Origin of the sequence: Mesorhizobium sp. M7A.F.Ca.US.010.02.1.1, from assembly GCF_004023085.1 — a bacterium.
In the GTDB taxonomy this organism is placed as follows: domain Bacteria; phylum Pseudomonadota; class Alphaproteobacteria; order Rhizobiales; family Rhizobiaceae; genus Mesorhizobium.
Window position 1 is genome coordinate 174,674 of record NZ_RZRV01000003.1, and the last position, 18,196, is coordinate 192,869.

The following is an 18,196-nucleotide window of genomic DNA, read 5'->3' on the forward strand; positions in this document are numbered from 1 at the left end:
ATCAGCGGAGCACAGCATGGACCTCCAGCCCGCCCCCTTCATTCCCCCGGCGCCGAAGCCGCGCACGACGCCGCCCTCGACGCTGGAGATGATCCGCATCGTCTACCGCAACCCGCTCGAATTGTGGGGTGAACACACCTACAACGAGCCTTGGATTTCGGCCAATGGCGTTGGCGGACATCTGATCGTCGCCAACGATCCCGGCCTGATCCGCCATGTGCTGGTCGACAACGCCAGGAACTACAAGATGGCGACGGTGCGCCAGAAGATCCTGCGGCCGATCCTGCGCGACGGCCTGCTGACCGCCGAGGGCGAGGTCTGGAAGCGGTCGCGCAAGGCGATGGCGCCGGTGTTCACGCCGCGCCACATCTTCGGCTTCGCCCAGCCGATGCTGAGACGCACGCTGGACTTCGTCACCCGCTATGAAGACGGCGGCACGTCCGACATCGCTCATGACATGACGCTGCTCACTTACGACATCCTGGCCGAGACGCTGTTTTCCGGCGAGATCGCTGGCGAGCCCGGCAGTTTCGCCAACGAGATCGACCGCCTGTTCGAGACCATGGGACGCATCGACCCGCTCGATCTGTTGCGCGCGCCCGACTGGCTGCCGAGGCTGACCCGCATCCGTGGCCGCAAGACCATGGCCTATTTCCGCAAGATCGTCACCGACACGGTCAAGATGCGCGAAGGGAAATTCAAGCGCGATCCAGGTGCCGTGCCGCAGGATTTCCTGACGCTGTTGCTCAAGGCCGAGGGCCCCGACGGACTGACGCGGGCCGAGGTCGAGGACAACATCATCACCTTCATCGGCGCCGGCCATGAGACGACCGCGCGGGCTTTGGGCTGGACGCTGTATTGCCTGGCGGAATCACCGTGGGAGCGCAACCGGGTCGAGCAGGAGATTGACCAGGTGCTGGCGCGCGAGCCCGATCCGACGAAATGGCTCGATGCCATGCCGTTCACCCGCGCCGCCTTCGACGAGGCGCTCCGGCTCTATCCGCCGGCGCCGTCGATCAACCGCGAGCCGATCGAACCGGAAATGTGGAAGGATCTTCATATCCCCAAGCATGCCGCCGTGCTGGTGATGCCATGGGTCGTGCATCGCCACAGGAAGCTTTGGGACCGGCCGGATGCCTTCCTGCCGGAGCGCTTCCACCCGGGAAATCGCGAAAAGATCGACCGCTTCCAGTATCTGCCGTTTGGCGCCGGTCCTCGCGTCTGCATCGGCGCCAGCTTCGCCATGCAGGAGGCGATCATCGCGCTGGCGATCATGCTGTCGCGCTTCCGCTTCGACACCACCGCCGAAACCAAGCCTTGGCCGGTGCAGAAACTCACCACGCAGCCACAAGGCGGTCTGCCGATGCGGGTGACGCCAAGATAGGCGTGACCCCTTCAGGTAGCTGTAACGACTATGCTGCAGGCTTGCGCTGCTGGAACTGGCCGGCGGCGCGGTAGCGCCAGAGATAGCTGGGCAGGATCGTCGCGATCGATTGCGGCTGGATGCCGAGCCCCGCAAGCGTCCGGTTGCCCTTGGCGGCCGCGTCCGAAACGATGTTGTGTTCGCGCAGCTGCATCACCTGGTCCTTGGTCAGCAGCGGATTGGGCAAGAGGCCGAGGATCGAGGCCTGGATGTTGGCCACCCACCACGGCACCGGCACCAGCAGGCGCTTGCGCTCGATCACCTCGAGCAGCTCTTCCATGCATTCCTTGAAGGTGAGCACCTTCGGCCCGCCGAGTTCATAGATATGGCCGCCATCCACCTTGCCGTCGACCGAGCGCGCCACCGCTTCGGCAACGTCGCCGACATAGACCGGCTGGAACTTGGTCTGGCCGCCGCCGATCAGCGGCAGCACCGGCGAATAGCGCGCCATGTTGGCGAAGCGATTGAAGAAGCCGTCTTCGGGTCCGAAATTGATCGACGGCCGGAAGATCACGGCGTCCTTGATCGTCTCCAGCACAGCCTTTTCGCCAAGCGCCTTGGTGCGCGCGTAGTCCGATTCGGAGTCCAGATCGGCGCCAAGCGCAGAAATGTGGGTCAGGCCGGCGCCGACCGAGCGCGCGGCCTCGGCCACTGCGCGGGCGCCGAATTCGTGCACGGCGGAGAATTTCTGCCGGCCGCTCTCATGCAGGATGGCGACCAGATTGACGACATGGTCGGCGCCTTGCACGGCGCGGTCTACCGACCAACGCACGCGCACATTGGCCTGGACCGGCTGGATCTGGCCGACATTGCCAAGCGGCTGCAAATGGCCGGCAAGATCGGGCCGCCGGCAGGCGACCCGGATGCGATAGCCGCGCTTGGCCAGCGCACGCACGACATGGCGGCCGACAAAGCCTGACCCGCCAAAGACGACGACGAGCTTTGGGGTCTGCAGGATTTCGGTCATGGCTGGCTCCGGCGCTCGCAAGCTTGGCTGAAGCCGTTTCATAATCCGTTTCGTGCCAAAGGCAAAGGGCGACGCGTCGTCGCTATCAGCCTGTCAGAACGCTTTGCCGATACGGGCGTCGACCGAATGGCGGTTGCCGCCGCGAATGACGAAGAAGAGCAGGATCGCCGCCCACAGCAGCGACTTCTCCGCGCCCGAATAACCCTGGTCCATCGTAACCCAGTGGAACCAGACCGTGACCAGCAGCACGAACAGGCCGGCAAAGGCGGCCGGCCGCGTCAAAAACCCGATGGCGATGAAGATGCCGCCGAAGAATTCAGTGCAGGCCAAAAGCAAGGACCACAACGCACCCGGATAAAAGCCGAGACCCTCGACCATCTCGGCGGCGCCGAAAGGATTGGTGATCTTCTGCGAACCGTGGATGGCTAGAAACCCACCGGCGACGACGCGAAGAACCGTTTCGGCACCATCGTGCAGAGCGGCGTAAACCCTGCCAAGGGCCGGAATGATAAGGGCGTTGCGGGGATTGTCCGTGCTTGTCGACATTGTAGCTCCTCTGTTTTGCTTGATCAGCGCAAACGGCCGATCAGGTCGGACGAAGTCAAATAAACAATAGTTGACCAAACTACGAATGTTTTAACATTGCGCGGCCAAACGCAGAAAACCCCGCAGAAGCGGGGTTTTCCGGGCGACGTCCATGTGAAGTCAGGGGCCGACGGAGCGGCCTGACCTGAGACGGTATCAGGAGGGCGTGAAGCAAGTACGCCCACCCCAGCCCTGAACATCCGACATGGTGCCACCAACCTTCTTGCAGGCGGCGACGAAATCGGCGCTGCAATTGGCGAATTTTGCATGGCCGTTCTTGCAGTAGTGATCTTCGGTGGCCCCGCCGCTCGGGGCAGTGATGACACCCGGGCTGGACGGCTTGGCCGGCGCGGCCTTCAAGGTGGCTGCCTGTGTGGCACCCATGAACGAGCCGAGCAGAAGGACGGCGGTCAGCATGGTGATCTTGGTGTTGGTCATGACAATTTCCTTTGATTTGGGTTGAGTTTCCGAGGCGCGAAGGACCGGCCATCGCGTGATGCAGGCTTTCGATTTCGGTTTGCTGCTTCCCCCGGTGTGGATCGGGCAAGCTCGCCTTGCCCTGGACAAAGCTGTGTCGCAGCAAGGCGCGGAAAGGTTCAGCGGCGCGCAAAGAAAATCGCACCGCACCGCGCCTGGGGCGGGCTGATTTCAGATAACCAATTGATATTTAATTATTATTCAGGAAGAGTAGCGTGCGGCGAATTCGGAAATGCGCTGCACCACCGCCTTGGATGCGGTGATGCCCCGCGCTTGCGCCTTCTCTGCCGCCTCTGCACGGGCGCGGCCCGGCACGTGCACGCCGAAGCGCCGCCGCAGCCGGTCGAGTTGGTCCTTCATTCGCTGCTCGAAATCCGGATCGAGCAGCTTGGGCTCGACGGCAAGCACGAACAGGCCGGTGCCGGGACTGTCCGGCCCGCCGCTGAACCATGGCGCGTCGAGCGACCAGTTGGCGCCTGACAGGCCGGCTGCCAGCACTTCGACCATCAACGCGATGTTGGCACCGCGCTGGCCGCCGAAGGCAAGCATGGCGCCCTTCATGGCGGCGGCCGGATCGGTGGTCGGGTTGCCGCTGGCGTCCAGCGCCCAGCCTTCCGGGATTGTCTTGCCCTCTTCGGCCGCTTTGCGGATGTTGACGAAGGCGGTGGCGCTTGACGACTGGTCGATGACCAGCGGCGCGCCGTCGGCGGCGGGTGCGGCAAACGACATCGGGTTGGTGCAATAGACCGGCTTGACCGAGCCCGAGCCGGCAAGCACGGCCGGGCCGTTGGTGGCGGCGAACGACACCAGTCCAAGTGCTGCCAGCCTTCCGGTGAAATAGCCGAGCGCGCCGCATGTATAGGCGTTCTTCTGCGAGAAGATGGCGACACCGAACAGCTTTGCCGCCTTGGCGAGGTCGTCGATGGTGCGGTCGAAGCCGGTATGCGCCAGCCCGCCGCGTGCATCGGAGAGATAGACCGCAAGCGCCGGCCGGGTGATCACCGGATCGGCATTGCCGTCGATGCGTCCGGCTTCCAGCGCCTCAAGGTAGTCGATGAAATGCGACAGACCGACCGAGGAAAGCCCTTCGGCCTCGGCTGATATGATCGAAGCAGCGAGCGATTGTGCCGCTTCCTCATTGGCGCCGGCGCCAAGTGCCGCCATCCGGCACAGTCCTTTTGCCTGGTCGAGACTGAGTTGCATCATGGCCGTCCTAGGGGAGTAAGGGAATAGGGGAGTACGGGAGTACGGGAGTAGGGGACAGTGGGCAGTGAATAGCGAATGGGGATGGAAATGTGAATGTGGATAGTAACCTGATACTCCCCTACTCCCCTACTCCCCTACTCCCCTACTCCCCTCTAACCGATCTTGTTGGGAATCCTGGCCTCTATCCTGCTGAAGGCGAAGACCAGAATACCGGTGATCGTCATGTAGATCAGCGCCAGCAGCAGCAGGGGTTCATAGGTGAGATAGGTGTCCTGCCGCACCTTGGACGAAACGGCGAAGATGTCGATGACGCTGATCGTCGCCACCAGCGGCGTCGATTTCAACTGCAGCACGGTCTCCCCGGTCAGCGTCGGCAACGCCCGATAGATGGCTTGCGGCAGCCAGATGCGCCGGAACGCCTTCCAGCGGCTCATGCCGAACGCGCGGGCGGCTTCGAGTTGCCCCTTCGGCACGCCCGCAAAGGCGCCGCGCATCACCTCGCCCTCATAGCCGGCGAACGACAGGGTCAACGCCAGCACGCCATAGGGCCAGGCTTGCCGCAGATATGGCCACATCCAGGATTCGCGGATCCAAGGATATTGCGGGAACAGCGAGCCCAGGCCGTAATAAAGCAGCCATAGCTGGATCAGCAGCGGCGTGCCCCGGATCACCGTGCAGAACACCTTGGCGGGCGCGGCGAACCAGAATGAGCCGGCGGCTTGCGCCAGCCCTAGCGGCACGGCCAGCAGGAAGCCCAGGACGCAGGTGACGGCCAGGATCCACAGCGACCGCCAGATGCCGATCAAGCCCATTTCATAATATTGCGGCAGCCAGTCCCAGCGCATGAAAAAGGCGGCCGACAGAACCAGGCCGAGTGCGATCAGGATCAGCACGATGCGGTGCGGCTGCAGCCACAGCGACGTTCGCGCGACGACATTGATGATGGCGGCCTCGTTGGCCATCAGCGCGCCTCCTTGAGCGAAGGCATGCCGCGCCGCGACCATGCCTCGACCCGGCCGATGATGAGATTGGAGACCAGCGACAGCAGCAGATAGAGCACGCCCGCCGCGAAAAAGAAGGTGAAATAGGCTTTGGTGACGCCCGCCGCCTGCCGCGTCGCCAGCGCCAGTTCGTAGAAACCGACGACCGCCAGCAGCGCGGTGTCCTTGGTGGCGATCAGCCAGAGATTGGCGAGGCCCGGTATGGCGAAGGGCAGCATTGACGGCAAGGTGATGCGCCGCAACATCAGGCCCGGAGACATTCCATAGGCGCGGGCGGCCTCGATCTGGCCCTGCGGAATGGCCAGGATCGCGCCGCGTATCACCTCTGTCGAATAGGCGCCCTGGACAAAGCCGAGCACGGCGATGCCGGCGGCAAGGCCACTCACGTCGACGCGCTGATAGCCCATGGCCGTCAGCGCCTGATTGATCAGGTCGGTTCCGGCGTAATAGAGCAGCAGGATCAGCACCAGTTCGGGCACCGCGCGCACGATGGTGGTGTAGACCGCCAGGAGATCGCGCACCACCGGCCCGCCATAAAGTTTGCCATAGGCGCCGCCGGTGCCGATCAGAAGGCCGAGGCACGTGGCGCCCAGCGCGATCTCGATCGAATGGAGCAGCCCAACCAAAAGAGCCCCGCCCCAGCCTGGCGGGTAGGGCGAGAGAAGCTCGGTGATGCCGGCCGCGGAGGCCGAAAGAAGTGCGTCGATCAGCGTCGCCCCCGAAGTGCTGGCCAACCGCCGACGGCTGCGTCGGCGGCAAACATGCCTGGGAAAGATCGAGCGGTGGGGCATGGCGCTGGCGCCATGCCCCACCGCTCATACGAGGATCGTCAGTTCGACTGTGCGCCGCCACCGCCGTAAATGTCGAAATCGAAGTATTTCTTCGAGATCTCGTCATATTTGCCGTTGGCGCGGATCGCCTTGATGCCGGCGTTGATTTTGCCCTTCAGTTCGGTGTCTTCCTTGCGCACGCCGGCGCCGACGCCCGGTCCGAGCACTTCGTCGTCAGGAGCGACCATCCCCTTCAAGTCGCAGCAGGCCTTGCCCTGGTCGGATTTCAGGAACTCGCCAAGCGCGATGGAATCGGCCTGAACCGCATCGAGGCGGCCGGCGGCCAGATCGTTGTTGGCCTCGTCCTGGGTCTGGTATTCCTTGATCTCCGAGGCTGTGCTGCCAAAGTGCTTCTTGGCGTAGACAGCGTGCACCGTCGAAACCTGCACGCCGACGATCTTGCCCTTGAGGTCGTCCGGGGCGGAGCCGAATTTCTGGTCCTTGGGGCCGATGATCGCGGTCGGCGTGTTATAGTACTTGTCCGAGAAATCGATCGTCTTCGCGCGTTCGGCGGTGATCGACATCGAGGAGACGATGAGGTCGATCTTCTTGGTCGTCAGTGCCGGGATGATGCCGTCCCAGGCGACCGGGGTAATGACGCAATCGAGCTTCTCCTCGGCGCAGACGGCATCGATGAAGTCGATCTCCCAACCGACCCACTTGCCCGAAGCATCGGGCGAGGTGAAGGGCGGATAAGGCTCGGCGGCGACGCCGATCTTGACCGGATCGGCCTTGGCCACGCCCATGGCGGCGACGCCGAGCAGCAGCGCTGCGGCGAATGTTTTCAGAACAGTCTTCATGTCACGACTCCCAGTTTGTTGTTGGTTCCCGGTTTTCTTCCGTCCCGGCCTGTCCTAGCCGATGTTGCGGATGAACTGCTTCAGCCTTTCGGATTTGGGCGCGCCGAAGATCTGCTCCGGCGGGCCTTCTTCCTCGACCAATCCATTGTAGAGATAGACGACATGCGTCGCGACCTCGCGGGCGAACTTCATCTCGTGGGTGACCAGCACCATGGTGCGGCCTTCGCGCGCCAGGTCGCCGATCACCTTCAGCACCTCACCGACCAGCTCGGGATCGAGTGCGGAGGTGGGCTCGTCGAACAGCATGACGCGCGGATTGATGGCCAGCGCCCGGGCGATCGCCGCGCGCTGCTGCTGGCCGCCCGACAGATAGGCCGGATAGACGTCGCGCTTTTCGGCCAGACCGACGCGGGCGAGCAGTTTCTCGGCCTCGCCGATCGCCACATCGCGCTTGATGCCAAGCACATGTACGGGAACCTCGATGACGTTTTCGATCAGCGTCATGTGGCTCCACAGGTTGAAGTTCTGGAACACCATGCCGAGCTTGGAGCGGATGCGCTCGATCTGCTTGCGGTCGGCCGGGACCGTGTGGCCATGGCTGTCGGCCTTGAGCTTGATCTCCTCGCCATTGACGCGGATGATGCCGCTGGTGGGGTTTTCCAGGCAGTTGATGCAGCGCAGCAGGGTCGATTTGCCTGAGCCCGAGCCGCCGATGATGGCGATGACCTCGCCGTCGCGCGCCGACAGCGAGACGCCCTTCAGCACATGCAGCTCACCGAATCTCTTGTGCAGGTTCTCGACATGGATGGCTTCGGCGGCGCCGTCCTGCGCCGTATGTTTCAATGCGGGTGCGGCGCTTTGCGCTGTCATCCCGGATGCGGCGCTTATTGCCGTCATTCCTTCCACGCTCCGCGGAGCGTTCGAGCTCGTCGCTGCTGGTATCTTTTACCCATTACCCGTCACTGGACAGAGTTCCCATGCTCAGGATGGACCGTTCCGCTTGCCTCCGTCAACCATGGTTTTTGGACTATTGATCACAGCTTGCTGTAGTGGTTAGTGGCGCCAACCGACGTTCAGGGAGAATTTAGTGGGCAAATCATACGGGTCGCAGTCCATGGCCGGACCCCTGAAACGCGTGTTGATGCGGTCCGCCACGAGCGCCATGCGTCATGCCAGGGCACAGGAATGGCACTATGGTCCGGGGTTCGATCCGCAGAAGGCGGCGGCCCAGCATGAGCAGTTGACCAGCATGGTCGCGGCTTCCGGCGCCGAGATCGAATGGCTGACGGACGCCGATGACGGGCTGGCCGATTCCGTCTTCACCCATGATCCGTCGCTGATGACCGATCATGGCGCGATTATCCTTTCGATGGGCAAGGCGCTGCGCCGTGCCGAGCCCGGTCTGCACGAGGCAGCTTACAAGCGCATGGGGATCCCCATTCTCGGCCGGATCGACGATCCGGGCCAGGTGGAAGGCGGCGACTGTGTCTGGGTCGACGCAACCACGCTGGCCGTCGGTCGTGGCGTACGCACCAACCAGGACGGCATCCAGCAGCTTTCGAACCTGCTCTCGCCTAAGGGCATTTCGGTCTTCGGTTTCGATCTGCCGCTCTGGCACGGCGAGGAAGCCTGCCTGCATCTGATGTCGGTGATCAGCCCGCTCGCCGACGATCTGGCGCTGGTCTATGCGCCCTTGCTGCCGGCCGCCTTCTACCAGATGCTGCGGGCGCGCGGCATCAAGCTGGTCGAGGGCGATGCCGACGAGTTCTTCGCCTCCAGCGGGCTCAGTCTCAATGTGCTGCCGACCGCGCCGCGCCAGATCATTGCCGTTGCCGGCTTTCCCAGGACGGCGGCCGCCATGGAAGCGGCCGGCTGCACGGTCGCCACCTTCGATGCGGATGCGCTCTGCATCGCCTGCGAGGGCGGTCCGACCTGCCTGACGCGCCCGGTGCTGCGCCAATGATCGCCACTGGGGCCACCACTGGGACGACGGTCGGGGAGGCGTTGATTTCGCTGCTCGAAGCGCATGGCGTCGACACGGTGTTCGGGATTCCGGGCGTCCACACGGTCGAGCTCTACCGCGGGCTGGCGCGCTCGAAGATCCGCCACGTCACGCCGCGTCACGAACAGGGCGCCGGCTTCATGGCCGATGGCTATGCGCGCGCCAGCGGCAGGCCGGGCGTCGCCTTCGTCATCACCGGACCGGGGCTGACCAACACCATCACCGCCATGGGGCAGGCACGCGCTGATTCGGTGCCGATGCTGGTCATATCCGGCGTCAACGCCATGCCGACGCTGGGCAAGGGCCTCGGCCATCTGCATGAACTGCCGGATCAGCGCGGCATGATGGAGAAGGTGGCGCTGTTTTCGAAGCGCGTCACCGAGGCCAGCGAATTGCCCGCTGCTCTGGCGCAGGCCTTCGCCCTGTTTTCATTGGCCCGGCCCGGCCCGGTGCATATCGAGATCCCGACCGACGTCATGGTCAAGCCGGCGGATGGCATCGCTGCCATGCTGAGCAATGTGACGCCACCCGCGCCGGAAGGTGCCGCAATTGCCAGCGCGGCCAAACTCATCGCTGCCGCGCGCCGCCCGCTGATCCTGGTCGGCGGCGGCGCCAAACGCGCCGGGGCGCCATTGCGGCGTCTGGCCGAGCGGCTGGGAGCGCCGGTCGTCCAGACCACCAATGCGCGCGGCCTGCTGCATGGTCATCCGCTTTGCGTGCCGGCCAGTCCCAGCCTGAAGGCGGTACGGGCGCTGATGGCCGATGCCGACCTGGTCATTGCCGCCGGCACCGAATTCGGCCCGACCGACTATGACGGCTACAGCGATGGCGGCTTCGTCCTGCCCGCCAATCTGATCCGCATCGATATCGGCGCCGACCAGCTTGCCCGCCGCCCGGCAACCGTTTCGATCCAGGCCGATTGCGCCGAGGCGCTCGAAGCGCTGCTTCTGGAAACGGGCCATGTCCGGGCAAGCGAGGGCGGTTCGTCGCGCGCCGCTGCTACACGAAAAGCAGCCTTTGCCGAGCTCAATCCGACACTGCAGGGGCAGGTGCGCGCCGTCGAGATGATCCGCGACGCTTTGCCGGGTGCGCTCATCGTCGGCGATTCGACGCAGCCGATCTATGCGGCCAACCTCTATTACGACCATGACCGGCCAGGCGGCTGGTTCAATGCCGCCACCGGTTTCGGCGCGCTTGGCTATGGCCCACCGGCGGCGATTGGCGCGGCCCTTGCGATACCCGATGCGCCGGTCGTTTGCCTCACGGGTGACGGCGGCTTCCAGTTCACGCTGCCGGAAATGGGCGCCGCGCTCGATGCGCGGGTACCGGTCATCTTCGTCGTCTGGAACAACAGAGGCTACCGCGAGATCGAAACCTCGATGCTCGATGTCGGTGTCGAGCCGGTCGGCGTATCACCGGCGCCGCCGGATTTCTGCAAGCTGGCCGAGGCCTATGGCATCGGCGCCGAACGTCTTGCCAACATCGACGCTCTCGCGGACGCGTTGAAGCGCGCCCGGGCCACCGGACTGCCGCGCGTCATCGAAATCACAGTTGACTGAAGCGCGTGTTTCCCGTCTTGGCGGGCCACGGCTGAAGTGTCGGACGCATGCAAAGACGCGACAACTGCCATGTCGAGATGTCAATTGAGTGATGGCGCAAAAGGCGCGACGCTTCGCGTCGGCGGCACAGAAACGACCTAACGATAAAAAAATGACAGGAGCGTCCAAGATGACGGAAACACTTGAAGGCAAGCATATCGTCGTGACCGGTGGGACCGGTGCGCTCGGCGGTGCGGTTGTCGGCAAACTGCTGAGTGACGGCGCGATCTGCCATGTGCCCAACGCCCATGCTGCCGCCCCCACGCATTTCCCCTTTACCACGCATGACCGTGTCCAGCTGGTGCACAACGTCGATCTCTCGGACCCTGCCAAGGTCGAAGCGTTTTACAGTCAGGTTCCAGGCCTTTGGGGCTCGATCCATCTGGCCGGCGGCTTCACCTCGGCACCTGTTGAAAAGATCGAGTCGGCGTCCTTTGCCGAGATGATGGACACCAATGCACGCACAGCCTTCCTGTGCTGCCGCGCCGCGGTTCGCTCTATGCTCGCATCGGATACCGCAGGCCGTATCGTCAACGTCACCGCGCGCGCCGGGCTCGATCCGCGGCGCGGCGCCGGCATGGTCGCTTACGCCGCCAGCAAGGCGGCGGTGGCCGCGATGACGGTGGCAATGGCGGAGGAGCTGAAGCACAAGGGCATCCTGGTCAACGCCGTGGCGCCGTCGACACTCGATACGCCGGCAAACCGCGCCGATATGCCGGATGCCGACGTCACCAGATGGGTCAGCCTCGAAGCCGCCGCCGAGGCCATCGCCTACCTTGCCTCGCCGGCCAACCAGGCGATGAGTGGTACGCTGGTGCCGCTTTACGGCAGGGCGTAACCTTCCAACCTTTACCTCGGTCAAAGAAAAACCCCGCCGGATCGCTCCGGCGGGGTTTTGTTTTCGCCTGTGAAGAACTTCGCTTCGCGAAGGACTTCGCGATGCGAAGGGCTTAGCTGCCCTGCTTCTTCAGCGCGGCACCCAGGATGTCGCCCAGCGAAGCGCCGGAGTCGGTCGAGCCGTACTGAGCGACCGCTTCCTTCTCTTCAGCGATTTCCAGCGCCTTGATCGAGACCTGCAGCTTGCGGGTCTTCTTGTCGAAGGCGATGACGCGGGCGTCGACCTTCTGGCCGACGGTGAAGCGCTCGGGGCGCTGCTCGTCGCGGTCACGGCTCAGATCGGAGCGCTTGATGAAGGTCTCGATGCCGCTGTCGACCAGCCGCACTTCCAGACCGCCATCCTTGACGCCGATGACCTCACAGGTGACGACCGCGTTCTTGCGCAGTTCGCCTGAAGTCGCCGCTTCGCCGACCGTATCCTTGGCCAGCTGCTTGATGCCGAGCGAGATGCGCTCCTTGTCGATGTCGACGTCGAGCACCTGCGCCTTGACCATGTCGCCGCGATTGTACTCTTCGATGACCTGCTCGCCCGGACGCGTCCAGTCGAGGTCGGAAAGGTGCACCATGCCGTCCACGTCGCCTTCGAGGCCGATGAACAGGCCGAACTCGGTCTTGTTCTTGACCTCGCCCTCGACCTGGCTGCCGACCGGATGGCTCGAGGCGAAAGCCTGCCACGGATTCTCGAGCGTCTGCTTGAGGCCGAGCGAGATGCGGCGCTTGGCCGGATCGACCTCGAGCACCACCACGTCGACTTCCTGGGTCGTCGACAGGATCTTGCCGGGATGCACGTTCTTCTTCGTCCACGACATTTCCGAAACGTGGATGAGACCCTCGATGCCCGGCTCCAGCTCGACGAACGCGCCGTAGTCGGTGATGTTGGTGACGGTACCCTTGATCTTCTTGCCGATCGGGAACTTGGTGCCGATCTCGGACCACGGATCGCTCTCGAGCTGCTTCATGCCGAGCGAGATGCGGTGGGTTTCCTGGTTGATGCGGATGATCTGCACCTTGACCGTCTGACCGATGTTGAGGATTTCGGTCGGATGGTTGACGCGGCGCCATGCCATGTCGGTGACATGCAGCAGGCCGTCGATGCCGCCGAGGTCGACGAACGCACCATAATCGGTGATGTTCTTGACGACGCCTTCGACAACCTGGCCTTCTTCGAGGTTCTGCACGATTTCCGAACGCTGTTCGGCGCGGCTCTCCTCAAGCACGGTACGGCGCGACACCACGATGTTGCCGCGGCGGCGATCCATCTTGAGGATTTCGAAGGGCTGCGGGTTGTGCATCAGCGGGGAGACGTCGCGGATCGGGCGGATATCGACCTGGCTGCGCGGCAGGAAGGCCACGGCGCCGTCGAGGTCGACGGTGAAGCCGCCCTTGACCTGGTTGAAGATGACGCCTTCGACGCGCTCACCCTTGGTGAACTTCTCTTCGAGACGGACCCAGCTCTCTTCGCGGCGGGCCTTCTCACGTGAAAGCATCGCTTCGCCAAGCGCGTTCTCGATGCGCTCGACATAGACTTCGACGGTGTCACCGACCTTGAGGGTGGTGTCCTTGCCCTTGACGCCGAATTCCTTCAGCGGCACGCGGCCTTCGACCTTGAGGCCGACGTCGATGATAGCCATGTCTTTTTCAATGGCGGTGATGATGCCCTTGACGACCTGACCTTCGCCGGAATGGCCGGCGGTAAAAGATTCTTCGAGCAGGCTCGCGAAATCGTCGCGAGTGGGATTTGCAGCTGACATTGTTTCTCCTGGAGTGCCCCGCATCTAGAAGCGGGACGGGCGCCGTGGGTTAGCGTTGCGTTGGCCTGCCGGCGTTCCGGGCTACAAAAACCCTGGGCCGCTCTTTAAGCGGCAATTCCGGCGCATGAAGAATGCTGGCAGGCTGGTTCGTGCCCGATATGGGTATTTTCTTCGCCTCCGACAACGGAAATACGAGGGAAAACCCGGATCAGGCCTTGTCTCTTTTGGCCAGCACGTCGTCGATGATCGCCATGGCTGCGAGAAACGCGGCTTCTATAGCCATTTCGCTGGTATCAAGCAAGTGCGCGTCGGTCGCCGGCTTCAAAGGTGAGTCCGCTCGACCCATGTCGCGCTCGTCGCGGCGCACGATATCGGCGAGGATCTCGGTGAAATCAGCGGTGCCGCCGATGCTTTCGATCTCCGACAGCCGGCGCTGTGCCCGCACCTCCGCGCTCGCTGTCACATAGAGTTTGATGTCGGCGTCGGGGCACACGACGGTGCCGATGTCGCGCCCATCGAGCACCGCACCCGGTGGCGTCTTGGCGAAGTCGCGCTGCTTTTCGACGAGGATGCGCCGCACCGTCGGGTACACCGCGACCTTGGAGGCAGCCTCGCCGACGGCATGCGCCGACAGCACCGCGCGGTCGAGCTTCGCCAGATCGACCTGGCGGGCAGCGGTTTCGGCCGCCGAGACATTGTCGAGCGGCAGCGCGTGCTGGATCAGCGCATAGGCGACGGCGCGATAGGTGAGGCCGGTGTCGAGCAGGTTCAGCCGGTAATGGTCGGCGAGTCGGCGGGCGAGGGTGCCTTTGCCGGCGCCGGCCGGGCCGTCGATAGCGATGGTGAAGGTGTGAGTCATTGGCGGGCCGCCGCGATTGACAGGTGCGATGAAGAAGACGGGCGCCGAGATTCTTCACACCCCCCTCTGTCCTGCCGGACATCTCCCCCGCAAGGGGGGAGATCAGCCATCACCGCTGACTTAGCCAATCGCCAATATTGCAGGATTGAATGGAGCGCCAAAGCCGCCAATCTCTCCCCTTGCGGGGGAGATGTCCGGCAGGACAGAGGGGGGTGCTGTCCCGCCAGCGTTGCAGTCTGGTCCCAAGCCATCGACTAGCCGATCTCCGCGCCCAGCGCCTTCATCAGGCCCATGAACTCCGGAAAGCTGGTCGCGATCATGGCGGCGTCGTCAATGGTCACCGGCTTTTCCGTCGCCAGGCCCATCACGAGAAAACTCATGGCGATGCGGTGGTCGAGATGGGTTTGCACGGTGGTGTCCTGACCGTTCGGATGGCCGCCAAGGCCCTTACCGCCGGGTTTGCCGCGCACCGCAAGCGAAGCCTCGCCCTCGGTGCAGTCGACGCCGTTGAGCTTCAGTCCGTTGGCGACGGCCGACAGCCGGTCGGATTCCTTCACCCGCAGTTCCTCCAGCCCCTGCATCAGCGTTTCACCCTCGGCGAAGCTGGCAGCGACCGCAAGCACGGGGTACTCATCGATCATCGACGGCGCCCGCTCGGGCGGCACGGTGACGCCCTTCAGTTCGGAGTAGCGCACGCGCAGATCGGCGACATCCTCGCCGCCGGCATTGCGCGGGTTCAGGATGTCGATCTTGCCGCCCATCTCCTGCAACGTCAAAAGCAGGCCGGTGCGGGTCGGGTTCATCAACACGTTTTCGATTGTGATGTCCGAACCCGGCACGATCAGTGCGGCCACCAGCGGGAAGCCGGCCGAGGACGGGTCGCCCGGCACGGCGATGGTCTGGCCGGTCAGTCTGCCCTGTCCTTCGATGAAGATGTGGCGCACGCCGCGCTCGTCGGTTTCGACCGACAGGTTCGCGCCGAATCCTCTGAGCATCTTTTCGGTGTGGTCGCGCGTCATGACGGGCTCGATGACGGTGGTGATGCCCGGCGTGTTCAGCCCGGCAAGCAGCACCGCCGACTTGACCTGCGCCGAGGCCATCGGCACACGATAGGTGATCGGCGCGGCATGCTTTGGCCCATGCAGCGTGATCGGCATGCGGTCACCCGGTGTCGCCTTCAACACCTGCACGCCCATCTGGCGCAAGGGTTCCAGCACGCGGCCCATCGGCCGGCCCGACAGCGAGGCGTCGCCGATGAAGGTCGTCTCCATGTCATAAGTGCCGACAAGGCCCATGGTGAGCCGCGAGCCGGTGCCGGCATTGCCGAAATCGAGCGGGCCTTCCGGCTGCAGCAGTGCGCCATTGCCTGTGCCGCGGATCACCCACTCGTCGCCGTTCTTCTCGATATGTGCGCCCATAGCCTTCATGGCAGCACCTGTGCGCATCACGTCCTCGCCTTCGAGCAGGCCGGTGATGCGGGTCTCGCCCGAGGCGAGGCCGCCGAACATGAAGGAGCGGTGCGAGATCGACTTGTCGCCCGGCACGCGCGCGATACCAGAAAGGGCTGGGGATTGGCGGGCGGTGGCCGGCTTGGGCGCGGCGGCGTGAGACATGGAATTTCCCTGGACGGAATGCCGGCGGGCCGGCGCTTTTCATTTGTTGCGGCGGTCTCGTATCACGGCGGGCCGAAATGGTCATCCCCCATGGTCGTCACTGACGCGACGCCTTTCAACGTATGGTTTTGTGACGCCGGCTTTTCGCTTTGACAGCGCTGCAAACTGTGGTTAAGGGGACCACTCTTTTATTGACGAGGCTTGCCGTGGCAAAAACCGAACTTGGCACAAAACGTATCGACCCGGAGACGGGCCGAAAATTCTACGACCTGAACAAGGACCCGATCGTCTCGCCCTACACCGGCAAGACCTATCCGCGTTCCTATTTCGAGGAAGGCAAGATTGCCGCTCTCGAGGAGGAAGAGGAAGTGGCCGAGAAGGAAGTGGACGCCGAGGAAGAAGAGGGCGTTGAGGTCGTCTCGCTTGAAGAGGCCGACGAGGACGCCAAGGGCGACGACCTGCCGGATCTCGGCGACGACGAGGATGACGTCGACCTCGGCGACGACGAGGATGACACCTTCCTCGCCGACGAAGAGGAAGAAGATGACGACGTTGCCGACATGATCGGCGTCGGCGACGACGACGACGAGGTCTGATCGGCCTTGAAAGCGGGCGTTTGCAGGCTTTCGTAGCCTGCGAAGAAAAAGCGGCTCTTGAAGGCTTGATATTGACGAAAGGCGGGGTTAGAAGCCGCCTGCACTAACGGCGCGGTCTCCAACCCGCGCCGGATCTCTTCGCCGGAAACGGCGCCGGTTGACTGCCGGAAGTGGGGCCATAGCTCAGTTGGGAGAGCGCTTGAATGGCATTCAAGAGGTCGTCGGTTCGATCCCGATTGGCTCCACCAAACAGTCCCTCTGCAATTCGCAGCCGATGAATGTGTGGTACTGCGGTCATCTGCGTTTGATGGTCAGTTCAGGCAACGCCGCTGAAAGCGCCCCCATCAAACGGAACGAACCAGCCATTTCTCGAGAGCAACTGTTCGCCGGACAAAGTCTTCACTGTTCATGGAGCGCTTAGAGACTGGAAGCCGGCCCGATCACCACTCGGCGAAGGAGCCGTCTTTGTGGCGCCAGACAGGGTTGCGCCAGCGGTGGCCTTCCTTGGCGCGTTCCTTGACATACTCCTCGTCGATCTCGACACCCAGGCCCGGGCCGTCGGGAATGGCGACATAACCATCCTCGTAGCGGAAGACATCCTTGTTGGCGGCATAGTCGAGCAGGTCGTTGGCGGCGTTGTAGTGGATGCCGAGGCTCTGCTCCTGGATGAAGCAGTTGTAGCTGACCGCGTCGAGCTGCAGGCACGCGGCAAGCGCGATCGGCCCGAGCGGGCAGTGCGGCGCCACCGCGACGTCATAGGCTTCCGCCATCGCCGCGATCTTGCGGCATTCGGTGATGCCACCGGCGTGCGACAGATCAGGCTGGATGATGTCGACGACGCCTTCCTTGAACACGGATTTGAAGTCCCAGCGGCTGTAGAGCCGCTCGCCGAGCGCGATCGGCGTCGAGCCGAGCGCGGCGATCTCCTTCAGCGCCTCGCGGTTTTCGCTGAGCACCGGCTCCTCGATGAACATCAGCCTATAGGGTTCGAGTTCCTTGACCAGGGCACGCGCCATCGGCCGGTGCACGCGGCCATGAAAATCGACGGCGATGCCGATGTTGGGTCCGACGGCCTCGCGCACCATGGCGACGCGTTCGACAGCGGCGTCGATCTTGTCGTGGCTGTCGACGATCTGCAGTTCTTCAGTGCCGTTCATCTTGAGCGCCAGGAAGCCGCGCGCAACCATTTCCCGGGCACCAGCGGCCACTTCGGCCGGCCGGTCGCCGCCGATCCAAGAATAGACCTTGATCGTGTCGCGCAGCTTGCCACCGAGCAACTCATGCACGGGAACGCCGAGCGCCTTGCCCTTGATATCCCACAGTGCCTGGTCGATCCCCGCAATGGCGCTCATCAGGATCGGCCCGCCACGGTAGAAGCCGCCGCGGTGCATCACCGTCCAGTGGTCCTCGATCAGGCGGGGATCCTTGCCGATGAGGTAATCGCCAAGCTCCTTGACCGCTGCCTCGACGGTCAGAGCCCGGCCCTCGACGACCGGCTCGCCCCAGCCGGTGACGCCGGCATCGGTCTCGATCTTCAGGAACAGCCAGCGCGGCGGAACGATGTAGGTGGTGAGCGAGATGATTTTCATGC

General features: G+C 63.7%; 17 protein-coding genes and 1 tRNA gene. 6 read left to right on the plus strand and 12 right to left on the minus strand.

The window, feature by feature from the left end:
- Positions 1-16: 16 nt before the first annotated feature.
- Positions 17-1,384 (plus strand): cytochrome P450, encoded by a 1,368-nt coding sequence (locus EOA19_RS04305; RefSeq protein WP_128302799.1) that lies wholly within the window; start codon positions 17-19, stop codon positions 1,382-1,384.
- Between the two features lie 28 nt (positions 1,385-1,412).
- Here the strand turns inward: EOA19_RS04305 and EOA19_RS04310 are convergent, their stop codons facing one another.
- The 8 genes from EOA19_RS04310 to EOA19_RS04345 form a co-directional block, all read right to left on the minus strand.
- Positions 1,413-2,390, minus strand: a complete 978-nt coding sequence (locus EOA19_RS04310) for a complex I NDUFA9 subunit family protein (RefSeq protein WP_128302800.1) — start codon at positions 2,388-2,390, stop codon at positions 1,413-1,415.
- Positions 2,391-2,483: 93 nt separating this feature from the next.
- Complete coding sequence (locus tag EOA19_RS04315; protein ID WP_128302801.1) at positions 2,484-2,936, minus strand: DoxX family protein; 453 nt, start codon at positions 2,934-2,936, stop codon at positions 2,484-2,486.
- A gap of 195 nt (positions 2,937-3,131) precedes the next feature.
- The gene (locus tag EOA19_RS04320; protein WP_023811506.1) at positions 3,132-3,413 is read right to left on the minus strand and encodes a hypothetical protein; all 282 of its coding nucleotides are present in this window, start codon (positions 3,411-3,413) and stop codon (positions 3,132-3,134) included.
- A 240-nt stretch (positions 3,414-3,653) separates the two neighbouring features.
- A complete protein-coding gene (locus EOA19_RS04325) occupies positions 3,654-4,655 on the minus strand; it encodes an Ldh family oxidoreductase (protein ID WP_164892839.1) in 1,002 nt (333 codons plus the stop codon).
- Between the two features lie 155 nt (positions 4,656-4,810).
- Positions 4,811-5,620, minus strand: a complete 810-nt coding sequence (locus EOA19_RS04330; RefSeq protein WP_027039831.1) for an ABC transporter permease — start codon at positions 5,618-5,620, stop codon at positions 4,811-4,813.
- Positions 5,620-6,333, minus strand: a complete 714-nt coding sequence (locus EOA19_RS04335) for an ABC transporter permease subunit (RefSeq protein WP_206638004.1) — start codon at positions 6,331-6,333, stop codon at positions 5,620-5,622. The genes EOA19_RS04330 and EOA19_RS04335 overlap by 1 nt, the downstream gene beginning before the upstream one ends.
- 155 nt (positions 6,334-6,488) lie before the next feature.
- Positions 6,489-7,289, minus strand: a complete 801-nt coding sequence (locus tag EOA19_RS04340; RefSeq protein ID WP_023811511.1) for a transporter substrate-binding domain-containing protein — start codon at positions 7,287-7,289, stop codon at positions 6,489-6,491.
- A gap of 54 nt (positions 7,290-7,343) precedes the next feature.
- Entirely contained in the window at positions 7,344-8,159 is an 816-nt protein-coding gene (locus EOA19_RS04345; RefSeq protein ID WP_023811512.1) for an ABC transporter ATP-binding protein, read from the minus strand.
- 244 nt (positions 8,160-8,403) lie between these two features.
- Between EOA19_RS04345 and EOA19_RS04350 the strand changes: the two genes are divergently transcribed.
- From EOA19_RS04350 to EOA19_RS04360, 3 genes are all read left to right on the plus strand, one after another.
- Positions 8,404-9,252 (plus strand): arginine deiminase family protein, encoded by an 849-nt coding sequence (locus tag EOA19_RS04350; protein ID WP_128302804.1) that lies wholly within the window; start codon positions 8,404-8,406, stop codon positions 9,250-9,252.
- Complete coding sequence (locus EOA19_RS04355) at positions 9,249-10,850, plus strand: 5-guanidino-2-oxopentanoate decarboxylase (protein WP_128302805.1); 1,602 nt, start codon at positions 9,249-9,251, stop codon at positions 10,848-10,850. Before EOA19_RS04350 ends, EOA19_RS04355 begins: the two co-directional genes overlap by 4 nt.
- 169 nt (positions 10,851-11,019) lie before the next feature.
- On the plus strand, positions 11,020-11,727 hold the full coding sequence (locus EOA19_RS04360) for an SDR family NAD(P)-dependent oxidoreductase (RefSeq protein WP_127289800.1): 708 nt from the start codon (positions 11,020-11,022) through the stop codon (positions 11,725-11,727).
- Positions 11,728-11,839: 112 nt separating this feature from the next.
- On the opposite strand, the gene rpsA is transcribed toward EOA19_RS04360, so the two are convergent.
- The 3 genes from rpsA to aroA form a co-directional block, all read right to left on the minus strand.
- Positions 11,840-13,537, minus strand: a complete 1,698-nt coding sequence (gene rpsA, locus EOA19_RS04365) for a 30S ribosomal protein S1 (protein WP_023811516.1) — start codon at positions 13,535-13,537, stop codon at positions 11,840-11,842.
- A 208-nt stretch (positions 13,538-13,745) separates the two neighbouring features.
- On the minus strand, positions 13,746-14,396 hold the full coding sequence (cmk, locus tag EOA19_RS04370; protein WP_128302806.1) for a (d)CMP kinase: 651 nt from the start codon (positions 14,394-14,396) through the stop codon (positions 13,746-13,748).
- A gap of 254 nt (positions 14,397-14,650) precedes the next feature.
- On the minus strand, positions 14,651-16,009 hold the full coding sequence (gene aroA / locus EOA19_RS04380) for a 3-phosphoshikimate 1-carboxyvinyltransferase (RefSeq protein WP_128302807.1): 1,359 nt from the start codon (positions 16,007-16,009) through the stop codon (positions 14,651-14,653).
- A gap of 206 nt (positions 16,010-16,215) precedes the next feature.
- On the opposite strand from aroA, the gene EOA19_RS04385 reads away from it, so the two are divergent.
- Together EOA19_RS04385 and EOA19_RS04390 are read left to right on the plus strand one after the other, a co-directional pair.
- On the plus strand, positions 16,216-16,605 hold the full coding sequence (locus EOA19_RS04385) for a TIGR02300 family protein (RefSeq protein ID WP_023811519.1): 390 nt from the start codon (positions 16,216-16,218) through the stop codon (positions 16,603-16,605).
- A gap of 172 nt (positions 16,606-16,777) precedes the next feature.
- Positions 16,778-16,853 (plus strand) — tRNA-Ala (locus EOA19_RS04390).
- A 192-nt stretch (positions 16,854-17,045) separates the two neighbouring features.
- Here the strand turns inward: EOA19_RS04390 and dgoD are convergent.
- Positions 17,046-18,194, minus strand: a complete 1,149-nt coding sequence (dgoD, locus tag EOA19_RS04395) for a galactonate dehydratase (protein ID WP_128302808.1) — start codon at positions 18,192-18,194, stop codon at positions 17,046-17,048.
- Between the last annotated feature and the right edge of the window lie 2 nt (positions 18,195-18,196).